Annotated in this window: 12 protein-coding genes; all 12 read left to right on the top strand. The window is 53.0% G+C overall.

Annotation, left to right across the window (positions count from 1 at the left end):
• Positions 1 to 2: 2 nt before the first annotated feature.
• The 12 genes from PUR_RS12885 (at position 3) to cysK (PUR_RS12940) (ending at position 12538) form a co-directional block, all read left to right on the top strand.
• Positions 3 to 1355: a phenylacetate--CoA ligase family protein gene (locus PUR_RS12885; RefSeq protein WP_179035588.1), complete on the top strand. Its 1353-nt coding sequence runs from the start codon at positions 3 to 5 to the stop codon at positions 1353 to 1355.
• On the top strand, positions 1342 to 2514 hold the full coding sequence (locus PUR_RS12890) for a pyridoxal phosphate-dependent aminotransferase (RefSeq protein WP_179035589.1): 1173 nt from the start codon (positions 1342 to 1344) through the stop codon (positions 2512 to 2514). Before PUR_RS12885 ends, PUR_RS12890 begins: the two co-directional genes overlap by 14 nt.
• The gene (locus PUR_RS12895) at positions 2511 to 3083 is read left to right on the top strand and encodes a 2-oxoacid:acceptor oxidoreductase family protein (protein WP_179035590.1); all 573 of its coding nucleotides are present in this window, start codon (positions 2511 to 2513) and stop codon (positions 3081 to 3083) included. Before PUR_RS12890 ends, PUR_RS12895 begins: the two co-directional genes overlap by 4 nt.
• Positions 3052 to 3354, top strand: coding sequence for a 4Fe-4S binding protein (locus PUR_RS12900; RefSeq protein ID WP_179035591.1), 303 nt, complete (start codon positions 3052 to 3054; stop codon positions 3352 to 3354). Before PUR_RS12895 ends, PUR_RS12900 begins: the two co-directional genes overlap by 32 nt.
• Before the next feature lies 1 nt (position 3355).
• Entirely contained in the window at positions 3356 to 4549 is a 1194-nt protein-coding gene (locus tag PUR_RS12905; RefSeq protein WP_179035592.1) for a transketolase C-terminal domain-containing protein, read from the top strand.
• Complete coding sequence (locus PUR_RS12910; RefSeq protein ID WP_197970085.1) at positions 4536 to 5447, top strand: thiamine pyrophosphate-dependent enzyme; 912 nt, start codon at positions 4536 to 4538, stop codon at positions 5445 to 5447. Before PUR_RS12905 ends, PUR_RS12910 begins: the two co-directional genes overlap by 14 nt.
• 333 nt (positions 5448 to 5780) lie before the next feature.
• The gene (gene cysK / locus PUR_RS12915; RefSeq protein ID WP_179035593.1) at positions 5781 to 6737 is read left to right on the top strand and encodes a cysteine synthase A; all 957 of its coding nucleotides are present in this window, start codon (positions 5781 to 5783) and stop codon (positions 6735 to 6737) included.
• Positions 6734 to 8074, top strand: coding sequence for a nitrogenase component 1 (locus PUR_RS12920; protein WP_179035594.1), 1341 nt, complete (start codon positions 6734 to 6736; stop codon positions 8072 to 8074). Before cysK (PUR_RS12915) ends, PUR_RS12920 begins: the two co-directional genes overlap by 4 nt.
• Positions 8075 to 8116: 42 nt before the next feature.
• Positions 8117 to 9655, top strand: a complete 1539-nt coding sequence (locus tag PUR_RS12925) for a nitrogenase component 1 (RefSeq protein ID WP_179035595.1) — start codon at positions 8117 to 8119, stop codon at positions 9653 to 9655.
• Between the two features lie 41 nt (positions 9656 to 9696).
• The gene (locus PUR_RS12930; RefSeq protein WP_197970086.1) at positions 9697 to 10572 is read left to right on the top strand and encodes an ABC transporter ATP-binding protein; all 876 of its coding nucleotides are present in this window, start codon (positions 9697 to 9699) and stop codon (positions 10570 to 10572) included.
• 79 nt (positions 10573 to 10651) lie between these two features.
• On the top strand, positions 10652 to 11530 hold the full coding sequence (gene nifH, locus PUR_RS12935; RefSeq protein ID WP_124694341.1) for a nitrogenase iron protein: 879 nt from the start codon (positions 10652 to 10654) through the stop codon (positions 11528 to 11530).
• An 84-nt stretch (positions 11531 to 11614) separates the two neighbouring features.
• On the top strand, positions 11615 to 12538 hold the full coding sequence (gene cysK, locus PUR_RS12940; protein ID WP_179037899.1) for a cysteine synthase A: 924 nt from the start codon (positions 11615 to 11617) through the stop codon (positions 12536 to 12538).
• Positions 12539 to 12691 lie beyond the last annotated feature (153 nt).

A 12691-nucleotide genomic window follows, 5' to 3' on the forward strand; every position in this document is an offset into this window, starting at 1 on the left:
TAATGGGCGATAAGTACTGGAACCGGGAACTGGAGACATTGCCGCATGACGAGCTTGAGGCGTATCAATTGGTTCAGCTCCGCGAGCATTTGCAATTTGCCTACAGCCGCTCGGGTTATTATAAAGAGGCGTTTGACCTGCACGGAGTCAAGCCTGTCGATTTGAACCGACTTGAGGATATCCGCAAATTTCCTTTCGTGAACAAACAGATTGAGCGGGAAAGACAGCTGAAAAAGCCGCTGCTCGGCGATATGGCAGCCGTTGATGAAGAAGATGTCGTGTTCGTGTCCGCCTCAAGCGGCTCGACGGGGATTCCAACGGTGAGTCCTTTTACCAAAACGGATTTTGATGAATACCAGGATGTGCAGAGCCGGTTGTTCTGGGCAGCAGGCATGAGACCGAAAGACCGGTATGTGCATGCCTTGAATTTCACCCTGTTCGTTGGCGGACCGGATGTAATCGGCGCGCAAAATCTGGGAGCCTTGTGCATTTGGGCAGGGACGGTTCCATCCGAACGGCTGCTATTTATCTTGAAAGAATTTCAGCCTACGATCATCTGGACGACGCCGTCCTATGCCTGGTATCTGGGGGAGACGGCAAGGAAGCAGGGGATTGATCCGGCCAAGGATCTTGCCATCCGTACGATTATTGTAGCCGGAGAGCCTGGGGGTTCCATAGAAGCCACCCGTGAAGCGATCGAACGTCTGTGGGACGCGAAGATCGTTGACTTCTACGGCATTTCGGATATATTCGGGGCCTGCGCGGGCATGTGCGAGGAGCGGAACGGCCTCCATATCGCTGAAGACCATATTTTGGTTGAAGTCATCAATCCGGCTACTCTGGAACCGGTGGCGGACGGCGAACGCGGAGAACTGGTTCTGACGACCCTGCGCAAGTCGGCACGCCCGATGATCCGGTTCCGCACAGGGGATATTGGAACCTTTGACCGGCAGCCGTGCAGCTGCGGCCGGACGCACGGACGGATTCATATCGCTGGGCGGCTGGACGATATGTTTATCGTCTCCGGCGTTAATGTTTTTCCAAGCGATATTGAATTTGTGGTCCGGAATATGCCGGAACTGACCGGGGAATATCAGGTAACTCTTTCTAATGAAAATTATGCCACAAAGTATAAAGTTTCAGTGGAACGCGCGGAAGGAAATGAAGAATCAAGCGAGGCGATTGCCGTCAAAGTATCCGAGAAGTTAAAGACCCGGCTCGGTGTCCGGCCGTCCGAAGTATCCGTGCTGGAAGCGAATGTGCTGCCAAGAGCGACGCACAAGGCGAAGCGCATCGTCGATCTGAGAGAGCAAAATACACAAAGGGAAGCGAGTGTTGATCATGCCAGAGCTTAGCAGAAGGCTGGAGGTATTCTCCGAATCGGTCATCCGCCGGATGACCCGGATTGCCAACGCGCACGGTGCGGTAAATTTATCACAGGGATTTCCCGATTTTGACCCGCCCGAAGAACTGAAACGGGCGCTGGTGAATACAGCGGAAGGCTCGATTCACCAATATGCCGTCACTTGGGGCGCGCCGAATTTCCGTGAAGCGCTGGCGGTGAAGCAGTCCAAGCTTCTCGGAATTCCGATCAATCCGGACACCGAGATTGTCGTCACCTGCGGAAGCACGGAAGCCATGATGGCGGCCATGATGACGGTCTGCAATCCGGGAGACAAGGTGATCGTCTTTTCCCCGTTCTATGAGAACTATGCGGCGGACGCTATCTTGTCGGGGGCCGAGCCGATTTATGTGGCGCTGAAACCGCCAGCCTTCGGCTTTGACGCCGATGAGCTGGAGGCGGCATTCCGCCAGAAGCCCAAGGCGCTTATTCTCTGCAATCCCTCGAATCCGACAGGGAAAGTGTTCAGCCGGGAAGAGCTGCTGATTATCGCCGGTCTGGCGGAGAAATACGATACGTTTGTCATTACTGATGAAGTGTACGAGCATATTGTATACGAGCCATTTGAACATACGTACTTCGCCTCGCTTCCCGGAATGTTCGAGCGGACACTGTCGTGCAGCTCGCTGTCCAAAACCTATTCCATAACCGGCTGGAGACTCGGCTACCTGATCGCTCCTGCCGCGATTGCCGAGGGCGCGCGCAAAATTCACGATTTCCTTACCGTCGGCGCGGCCGCTCCGCTGCAGGAGGCGGCGGTGACCGCACTGCATTTTCCGGAGAGCTATTACACGGATTTGACCAGGCTGTACAGTGAGAAGCGCAATCTGTTTCTGGATGGATTGGAGAGCCTGGGGCTGAAGTATACCGTGCCGCAGGGCGCGTATTATGTCATGGTGGATATTTCGGAATTTGGCGCAAGCGACGATGTGTCATTCTGCGAATGGATGGCAAGGGAAGTCGGCGTAGCCGCCGTTCCCGGCTCCAGCTTCTTCCGTGAACCGATCAGTCATCTGATCCGTTTCCATTTTGCCAAACGGCAGGAGACCCTGCATGATGCGCTGAACCGTCTGGAACTGCTGCGTCAAAAAGCGGCCAAGGTGGCCTTATGATCGAGATCAGATGGCACGGCCGCGGCGGTCAAGGCAGCTTCACCGCCTCTAAGCTGCTTGGCTCGGCGGTCACTTTGTACGGCAGCAAGCATGCGCTTGCGTTCCCTTCTTTCGGACCGGAGCGGCGCGGCGCGCCGATGCAGGCTTTTACGAAGATTGATGATGTCCGGATTCGGGACCGCAGCGAAATCACCCGGTGTGACTATATTGTCGTGCTGGATGAAACGCTGTATCGGCAGGAACTGTTGTCCGATTTGAAGGAGGATGGCAAGCTGATTCTGAATGCGTCCAGACCGGAAAAATATCAAGAACAAGGAGGCAGCCGGATTATCGCGCTCGATGCTACTTCGGTTGCCCTGGAAATACTGAACAGACCGATTACAAATACGGCCATGCTGGGCGCACTGATCGGAGTTTCCGGCATTACGGGCGTAGAATCCGTACTTGAGGGCATGTCCCATTTTCTCAAAGGAAGCCTACTGGATAAGAACCGCCAGGTTGTGTCCCGGATTTATGACGAAGCAAGGAGGCTGCAGGATGAACCGACCCGCATTGCGCAAATACGTTAATCCCCAATTTTTGTCCGACCTGCCGGAAGGTCCGTGCTATGATGCCGGTCATTTGGTCACTGTGAATGCGGGTTGGCGGACCCGTAAGCCGGTTCTGGACTCCGAGGCGTGTACAGGCTGTTATATCTGTTATATGAACTGTCCGGAAGGCGTAATCTTCAAATCGGACGACAAAGTTGATATTGATTATGATTTCTGCAAAGGCTGCGGAATCTGCGCGAACGGCTGTCCCAAGGATGCCATAGTGATGATCAGAGAGGGGGAGGCGTAGCATGGGACAACGGGCTTTTTTGTGCGGAAATGAGGCGGTTGCCGAAGGCGTAAGGCTGTCGGCGCCGCATGTTATCGCCGCTTATCCGATTACACCGCAGACGGTTGTGGTGGAACGTCTGGCGGAAATGGTGGAGGATGGCAGCGTCAAAGCGGAGTTCATGCACGTTGAATCCGAGCATTCGGCGCTGTCCGCCTCGATGGGCGCAAGCGCGGTCGGAGCCAGAACCTTCTCCTCGACCTCTTCGCAAGGACTGGTCTATATGGCCGAATGTCTGCATTACGCCAGCGGCGGCCGCTTCCCGATCGTAATGATGAATGCGAACCGGTCGCTTGCGCTGCCCTGGAGCATTTACGGCGACCACCGGGACTCCATGTCACTGCTGGACTGCGGATGGATTCAGGTGTATACGGAGGATGCTCAGGAGTCGCTGGATATGGTTCTCCAGGCGTATGCCATTGCGGAGCACCCGGAGGTGCTGACACCCGTGATGATCAATCTGGACGGATTTGTGCTGACCCACACCTATGAGCTGGTGGATATTCCCGCCTGGGAACAAGCGCGCGAATTTCTACCTCCTTATGAGACGGTTAATAAACTGGATTTTGACGCGCCCAAAAATATGGCCTTCAGCTCAAATCCGGGGAACAACCTGGAGTTCAAGCTCCGCCAGCACCGCGGAATGCTCCGCGCCAAAGAGCTTATTGCGGAGACGGATGGACGGTTTCAGGCGATCTTTGGCCGCAGCTATGGCGGGCTGACGGAAGCCTACCGCTGCGACGACGCGGAGCTGATCGTAGTCAGTGTAGGCAGCGTAACCGGCACCTGCAGAACAGTCGCGGATGAACTGCGGAATGAAGGCTGGAAAGTGGGAGTCCTGAAGATCCGGTTTATGCGCCCTTTTCCCGAAGAAGAAATCATTGCCGCCCTGCGGAACGCCAAAGCTGTAGCCGTGCTGGATAAGGATATTTCCTTTGGCTACGAAGGTACGGTATTTACGAACGTCAACTCCGCGCTGTCCAAAGCGGGGGCGGAAATACTCAAGCTAAACTTCATCGGCGGGCTTGGCGGCAGAGATATTTCCAAAGATCATATCCGGGAAATGTATCGGCGCCTGCAGGACGGATTGGACGGGATCGCACAGGAGAATGTGCAGTATTTGGGTCTGGGGGTCGCGATTGATGAGCGTGGTTAACAAAGTCAGAATTAACGCGAGAACGATTACGGACAAAGAATTTTTCTACGGGCATAAAGCGTGCGCGGGCTGCGGAGGAAGCCTTGCCGTAAGGCATATTCTCAAGGTGCTCGGCGAACGGACGTTTACCGTGCTTCCAGCAGGCTGTATGTCCGCGGTTGGGTTCAACTTTCCTCAGCTGTGCTTCGACAGCAACGCCATTATCTCCACTTTTGCCGGAACGGCATCGATGATGTCGGGCATTGCGGCGGGCGCCCGGGCGCTCGGATTGAAGGATTATCACGTTGTCGGCATCGCCGGCGACGGGGGAACCGCGGATATCGGCCTGCAGGCGCTGTCCGGCGCCATCGACCGGCGGGAGAAAGTCATCTATATTTGCTATGACAACGAAGCCTATATGAACACCGGCATTCAAAAGAGCGGTCTGACGCCTTTCGGCGCCCGGACGACGACGACGCCTGCCGGAGAGAATATTAAAGGCACGGTCACAACCAAGAAGAATATGTTCGAGATTGTTGCCGCACACGGAATCGACTATGCCGCGACGGCCAGCGTAGGCTATATCCAGGATTTTATCAATAAAATCCAGAAGGCTTCCGAGGTGGACGGCACATCGTACATCCATGTCTATGCACCTTGCCCGACGGGCTGGGGAACCGAAACCGATGTCACCATTGATCTGGCGAAAGAGGTGGTGGATACAGGTCTCTGGGTGCTTGCTGAATACGAGAATGGTGAGTTCCGCCTTAACCGCAATCCAAAATCTTTTGCTCCCGTGGAGAATTATGTTCGCAGACAGGGGCGCTTTAAGCATCTGGAAGACGAAGATATCACAGCCATCATGCAGGCGCGGGACGCGAAATGGGAGCAGATACGCACTTCCTGGAAGCTGAAATAAAGATAATAAATATTGAAAATTTCCTGTGTTTACTGAAACCTCATTGACAGAGTAAATGATCTATTCTATAATCCATGTTATCCATTAATTCACATGGAAATAATATGAATTAAGCAATCTGGCTGACCGGTTACCCGGAAGCTGAGCCCCCAATAGATTTGGGATGCTTGGCTTCCTTTTTTATAGGATATTTTGTGATTATTATCACAATTGCAATCTTATAGTCTCTCTTAGCCAACCAGTTCACTGGAGGCTTGACATGACCATTTAGGGTCGGGTCAAGTCTCTTTTTATTAGCAAGCCCTAGCAAATTTAAGATGGAGGAACGTAAACATGACGAAAATCGCAAGTAAACTGACGGATCTCATTGGTAACACACCACTTTTGGAACTCAAGGGCTTCAACGGGGAAAAGCAGCTTGGCGCATCGGTGATAGCTAAACTGGAATACTTCAATCCGGCTGGAAGCGTAAAAGACCGGATCGGCTACGCCATGATCAAGGAGGCCGAGGAGCAGGGCCTGATCGGGCCGGGAACCGTTCTTATAGAGCCTACCAGCGGCAATACCGGAATCGCCCTTGCCTTTGTAGCTGCATCCCGCGGATATCGACTGATCCTGACTATGCCGGACACAATGAGCGTGGAACGCCGCAATCTGCTGAAGGCACTGGGCGCCGAGCTGGTGCTGACACCCGGAGCGGAGGGCATCAAGGGCTCTGTCCGCAAGGCGGAAGCGCTGGCGGCAATTACACCGAACTCCTTCGTTCTGCAGCAGTTCAACAATTCGGCCAATCCCAAAATTCACCGCCAGACGACCGCCGAGGAAATCTGGCGGGATACGGACGGCAAAGTAGATATCTTTGTCAGCGGAGTCGGAACCGGGGGGACGATAACCGGAGTGGGAGAAGTCCTGAAAGAACGGAATTCGGATGTGAAGATTGTGGCTGTGGAGCCGTTTAATTCTCCGGTACTCTCGGGCGGAAATCCCGGACCGCACCAAATTCAAGGGCTTGGCGCCGGATTTGTTCCGCTTATTCTGAACCGGGAAGTCATTGATGAGGTGTTCAAGGTTCGAAATGAGGAAGCGCTGGATACGGCGCGGGATTTGGCTCGCACGGAAGGGCTGCTCGTGGGTATTTCTTCGGGCGCCGCCGTTTTTGCAGCTTCTCAGCTGGCCAAACGGAAAGAGAACAGAGGCAAAAATATTGTCGTCCTGCTGCCGGATACAGGCGAACGCTACTTATCCACCGTATTGTTTCAGGAACCGGCGCAGACAGGAGGATTGTCATGAGTAAAGTAATTGAAAGACCGCGTTATGTATGCGCCCTTGGCGGCGCGATTGGCACCATCCAGTCACTGCCCCGGGCCATTCCGATTCTTCATTCCTCTTCCGGCTGCGGCGGAAATCTGGCTGGAGCGTTAAGCGGAGCTTCGGGGTATAACGGCGGCAATTATTGCGGCGGCCAGGCGCTCCCAAGCTCGAACGTATCCGAGAGGGACATTGTGTTCGGCGGCGAAGGCCGGCTTCAGGAACAGATCGAGAACACGCTGAAGGTAATGGATGGGGATTTGTATTTTGTAGTAACCGGCTGCATGGTCGAAATGATCGGCGACAATGTTCATGCGGTAACCAAACGTTTCAAGGGTGAAAAATTACCTGTTCTGGCAGCGGAAACGGTCAGCTTTAAAGGGAATTCCTATTACGGTTACGAGCTGGTGCTGGAAACCTTATTCCGCGACTTTGTGGAACCGGCTCCGGTCAAAGATGCCGGGACAGTGAATTTATGGGGAGTCGTTCCCATGCAGGATGTGTTCTGGAAAGGCAACCTCGGCGTATTGAAAAGTTTGTTGAAGAAATTAGGTTATGAGACCAATACCTTCTTTGGCCAGGGCGAGACTTTGGAGAACCTGAAAAATTCCGGAAAAGCCAGCCTGAATATCGTCGTTTCGGATGCGTACGGAATCGAAGCAGCCAAAGTATTTGAAGAAGTGCACGGCGTCCCCTATATTACGGTTCCTTTGCCGATCGGGGATCACGGGACTTCGCGGTTCCTTCGTACCGTAGGTAAAGCTCTCGGCGTCGATGATATCAAGGTCGAGAAATTGATCCAGGAAGAAAGAAAAGCTTATTATCCTTACCTAGAGCGTCTGGCGGATGTTTACAATGATCTCGATTTCCAGAGATACGCCACCGTGGTCGGCGATCCCAATTATACGCAGGCCGTGACGCGGTTCCTCTCAGACGATCTGGGCTGGCTGCCTGAACTGATTGTGGTCACCGATATTCTGGGCGAAGAGCAGAAGGAACGGGTCCTGGCATCATTCGGTGAATATGAATCCGGGCTTCGTCCGGAAATTGTGTTCGATGAGGATGCCTCAAGTGTCGGAGGCTATATCAACCGCCACTGGCCGCAGAATCAAGGTCAAAAATATTACAAAGGCTTCGCCCCGGGAGTCATTATCGGAAGCGTTATGGAACGCGATACGGCGGAACAGTTCAAGGTGCCGCTGCTGCCGGTCACTTATCCCATCTCCAACCGGGTGGTGCTGAACCGGGCATATGCCGGTTATTCCGGCGGGCTTACTCTTGCCGAGGACATTCTCAGTCTGGTTGTAGCTCATCGTTAATGAAACTCATCATTGTTCGTATAAAACAAGGAGGCTTGTTCAATGGATTACATTAAACATAAAGTACCACCGGTGCGTGAAGACCGCTTGATGGCTTGCCAGGCCTACGGAGGAACCTGCGGAGATCTGTCCACAGAATCAAAGAAAGGCTGTCTCTACGCCAGCAAGCGCACCTTCTCTCAAACCCAGGGCTGCCAGCTTAATCTCAGTCTGGGTATGATCAGCTCGATGCGCGACGCGGTTATGGTGATTCACAGCCCGATCGGCTGCGGAGGCAACCTGATCCAGAACGCCGGGATTAATAAAGTATTTCAGAAGCTGCGCCAGGAATCGGCGGTCGGCCTGCGGTGGATTAACACCAACCTTAGCGAGGTGGATGTGATCAGCGGAGGCGAAGCCAAGCTGCGGCAGGCCGTACTCAAAGCCGAGCGTGAATTTAGGCCAAGCGCTATTCTTGTTTTTAACAGCTGTGTTCCTGCCTTGATTGGCGACGATATTGACGGGATACTGGATGATTTGCAAAAGCAGGTATCGGCCAAGATCGTACCGATCCACTGCGAAGGCTTCAAGACCAAAATTCAGGCAACCGCCTATGACTCCGTTTATCACGGTCTGATCCGCAATTTAGTGGGCGAGGACAATACCGCGACACCTGCGGTCATCCGTACACCGGAGGAAGAGATCGAACATCAGGCCAAAATCAGCAAAACGGTCAATTTGCTCAATGTTGGTTCTATGAGCCGTATCGATGAGGAAGAACTGGTGCGATTGCTCAAGGCGCTTGATCTCAACGTTCGGATTTTGCCCTCGTATTCGCACCCCGATGACTTTACCTATGCGCATGAAGCGGCTCTCAATGTCAGTATCTGCGCAACGCATGACGATTATTTTGTAGAGCATTTCAAGCAAATGTACGGTATACCTTATGTGCTGCGGACCATTCCGATCGGCATCGCCAATACCAACAAATGGCTGCGCGATATCGCTTCCTTCTTCGGGATCGAGGAGCAGACCGAGAAGCTGATTGCAGCCGAGACGGCGGAGCTGAAACAGGCGATTGAACCGTTTAAAGCCCAATTCAAAGGGAAGACCGCGTTTCTCACCGGCGGCGAGGTGCGGATTCTGACTACTGCGGAGCTGCTGCATAATCTCGGATTTGAGATCCTGGGCTTGCGGGGCTATCACTTCGACAAATACGGCGAGATTCTCCTGGATGAATATTTGGAGGATGTTCCTAATTCGGAAAAAGCGATCTTTAATATCGGTTCGGGCCAAGTGTTCGAACAGGCCAATTTGCTCAGCAAAATCACTCCCGACTTATTCGTTGGTCATATCGGCGTTAACGGCTCAGCAGCCAAGCAGGGATATCCGATCTTCCCGTTGTTCGGACAAAGCGACGACTACTTGGGATACAAAGGTGTGTTTGAAGTGGCAACGCGGGTCAGCCGTATTTTGAAAAATGCGTCATTTAACAAAAACCTGGGCAAAAATACGAGACTGCCTTACCGGGATAGCTGGTACGAGCAGGACCCGTTCACGTATATTGACGATTCGGCCAGTGTAGCTGCCCGCATTGGATAGCTTGCGATTAATTGAACAATTAAATGGGAGGGGAAATGGAGATGTCTGAAACTGAAGCGAAAATTAAAGTAAGCGGGGTAACCCGCAAGTATTCGATCCGGCGGAATACGGAAGAGGAGAAGAAAGAATTTACCGCTTTGCAGGATGTGGATCTGAATGTAAGACCCGGTGAGTTCCTGACCATAGTAGGACCGAGCGGCTGCGGGAAATCGACATTGCTGGATCTTTTGGCCGGGCTTGCCGTGCCAACAGAAGGCGAGTTGTTCATTGATGGTAAGAAAATCACGGGTCCTGCGCTGGATAGAGGGATCGTCATGCAAGGATATGCTTTGTTTCCCTGGCGAACGGTTCGCCGCAATGTGGAATTTGGTCTGGAAATCAAAAAGGTTCCTAAAAAAGATCGAAAAGCCATCAGCGACCGGTATCTGGAGCTTGTCGGATTAAGCGGCTACGGCGACCGTTATCCTTATGAACTGTCAGGCGGGATGAAGCAGCGGGTGGCCATTGCCCGGGCATTAGCGTATGACCCTGAGGTTCTGCTCATGGACGAACCGTTTGCGGCGGTGGATGCCCAGACCCGGGAGACTCTTCAGGATGAGCTGCTGCAAATCTGGGAGCGGACCGGAAAGACGATTGTGTTTGTTACCCACAGCATTGATGAAGCCGTCGCTCTTGCCGATCGGGTCGTTGTCATGTCGCCCAATCCGGGCAGAGTCCGCGAAATTGTTCCTGTTTCCCTGCCCCGTCCCAGACGTGTAGGGGATGTGCAATCCACGGCCGACTTCAGTTGGATCCGTCACAGGGTATGGGAACTTTTGCAAGGCGAGACAGCCACGGTCAAACCGGCACCCCAGCAGGCTCCGGTTCAAGCGCCGCTTGAGCTGGCCGAGCAGCTATCCTCATCGGCAGCGTTATAATCTTCCCCGGGGATAATGGTATGGCGGTGTCTCCATTCAAATCTTAAAAATGTGTATAACAGAGAAGGAGTGCAGATTAATGGCTAAAAAAATAAAACAAATTGCAATCTACGGCAAGGGGGGAATAGGGAAGTCAACAACAACCTCTAACATTAGCGCGGCTCTGTCCGTGGCGGGCTACAAGGTGATGCAGTTCGGCTGCGATCCGAAGAGCGATTCGACCAATACGCTGCGCGGCGGCGAGTATATTCCCACTGTGCTGGATACGTTGAGGGATAAACAGATTGTAAGAGCGCATGATGTTATATTTGAAGGCTTTAACGGCATTTATTGTGTCGAAGCGGGAGGACCGGCTCCCGGAGTCGGCTGCGCTGGACGGGGAATTATTACATCCGTATCTTTGCTGAAGCAGCAGAAGGTATTTGAAGAATTAGATCTGGATTATGTCATTTACGACGTTCTCGGCGATGTAGTTTGCGGTGGGTTCGCCGTTCCTGTTCGGGAAGGCATTGCAGAACATGTATTTACAGTTACCTCTGCCGATTTCATGGCAATTTATGCGGCCAACAACCTGTTTAAAGGTATTCATAAATATTCTACCGAAGGCGGCGCACTTTTGGGCGGGGTCATAGCCAATTCCATTAACGCTCCTTATGCCAAAGACATCGTGGATGATTTCGTTGCCCGCACCCATACCCAGGTGATGGAATATGTTCCGCGCTCGGTTTCGGTGACCCAAGCTGAACTGCAGGGCAAGACAACCATCGAAGCGGATCCCGATTCCAATCAGGCAAAGGTGTATAAATCACTCGCCCAAAAAATTATTAACCATACCGAGTCCAAGGTGCCGGCCCCTATGGAGACCAGCGAGTTAAGACAGTGGGCGGCCGAGTGGGGGAAACAACTGGTGGCGCTGGAATCCGGCCTGATCGCCCCGGCCGCAGCAGGCAATCTATAATTCCGTATGCATAGCGGGGCTCCATATCAGGAGAATTTTCCATTGTCGGCGTCTGAAGCGGTCTTTAACAAGAAGGAGCATCGGATGGCAAGAGCGCATGTTGTGAACAGCATTACGGATCTGATCGGGAATACACCGGTGGTGAGATTGCAGCGAATGGCCAGAAAAAATGTTGCGGAGGTTCTCGTTAAACTGGAATCTTTCAATCCTTCCGGAAGTGTTAAGGATCGGGCGGCTTACAACATGATTCTGAGAGCGGAACAAACGGGAAAACTTCGGCCGGGGAGCACGATTATCGAACCGACAAGCGGCAATACGGGAATTGGAATCGCAATGAACGCCGCTGCCAGGGGATACTCGGCGATTATTGTCATGACGGACAATATGACGAACGAACGAGTCAGTATATTGAAAGCCTACGGTGCGAAGGTGGTGCTTACGCCGGTTGCCGAAGGTATGAAGGGGGCCATTGCCCGGGCCATCAGGCTGAATGAAGAAATTCCCGGAAGTCTCATGCTTCATCAATTCGAGAACAGCGCTAACCCCGACAGCCACCGGACGACAACGGCGCTGGAAATCGCGGAGCAGACAGAAGGCAGGCTAGACGCCTTCGTAGCGTGCGCCGGTACCGGGGGAACGATTACAGGAGTCGGAGAAACGCTGAGACGTTTGATTCCCGGAATTTCTATTTACGTAGTCGAGCCAAAGGGCTCTCCTGTACTCTCTGGCGGGAAGGCAGGGCCTAACAAGCTTGTCGGAACTGGTCCAGGCTTTATTCCTACCGTGCTGAATACCAGTGTATACGACGAGATTGTTCAGGTATCGGATGATGACGCGCTCGTGGCCATGAGGGATCTTGCCCGCAGGGAAGGTCTGCTTGTAGGCCCTTCATCCGGTGCGGCGGTGTGGGCCGGATTGCAGGTTGCGGACAGGCTCGGCCCCGGCAAGAGGGTGTTGTGCATGGCGCCCGACACAGGCGAGCGGTATTTGAGCATGGATGTTTTTTGACCGTATATGGTTCAAACTTGATTTGCTATGTCTATAATTGCGCCTTAAAACTGACTAATAAGATAAGATTACTGAGTAAAGAGTGCAGTTATTTCCTGCAGCCCACTTTTCCAAAAGAGGTCAAGCAGCCGATCTCCATCCGGCGAGCTTGAC

Origin of the sequence: Paenibacillus sp. URB8-2 (genome assembly GCF_013393385.1) — a bacterium.
Lineage (GTDB): Bacteria > Bacillota > Bacilli > Paenibacillales > Paenibacillaceae > Paenibacillus_AQ.

Coding starts and splice junctions, on each gene's coding strand:
- PUR_RS12885 (WP_179035588.1), top strand. CDS start 3: ATGGGCGATAAGTACTGGAACCGGGAACTGGAGACATTGCCGCATGAC.
- PUR_RS12890 (WP_179035589.1), top strand. CDS start 1,342: ATGCCAGAGCTTAGCAGAAGGCTGGAGGTATTCTCCGAATCGGTCATC.
- PUR_RS12895 (WP_179035590.1), top strand. CDS start 2,511: ATGATCGAGATCAGATGGCACGGCCGCGGCGGTCAAGGCAGCTTCACC.
- PUR_RS12900 (WP_179035591.1), top strand. CDS start 3,052: ATGAACCGACCCGCATTGCGCAAATACGTTAATCCCCAATTTTTGTCC.
- PUR_RS12905 (WP_179035592.1), top strand. CDS start 3,356: ATGGGACAACGGGCTTTTTTGTGCGGAAATGAGGCGGTTGCCGAAGGC.
- PUR_RS12910 (WP_197970085.1), top strand. CDS start 4,536: ATGAGCGTGGTTAACAAAGTCAGAATTAACGCGAGAACGATTACGGAC.
- cysK (WP_179035593.1), top strand. CDS start 5,781: ATGACGAAAATCGCAAGTAAACTGACGGATCTCATTGGTAACACACCA.
- PUR_RS12920 (WP_179035594.1), top strand. CDS start 6,734: ATGAGTAAAGTAATTGAAAGACCGCGTTATGTATGCGCCCTTGGCGGC.
- PUR_RS12925 (WP_179035595.1), top strand. CDS start 8,117: ATGGATTACATTAAACATAAAGTACCACCGGTGCGTGAAGACCGCTTG.
- PUR_RS12930 (WP_197970086.1), top strand. CDS start 9,697: ATGTCTGAAACTGAAGCGAAAATTAAAGTAAGCGGGGTAACCCGCAAG.
- nifH (WP_124694341.1), top strand. CDS start 10,652: ATGGCTAAAAAAATAAAACAAATTGCAATCTACGGCAAGGGGGGAATA.
- cysK (WP_179037899.1), top strand. CDS start 11,615: ATGGCAAGAGCGCATGTTGTGAACAGCATTACGGATCTGATCGGGAAT.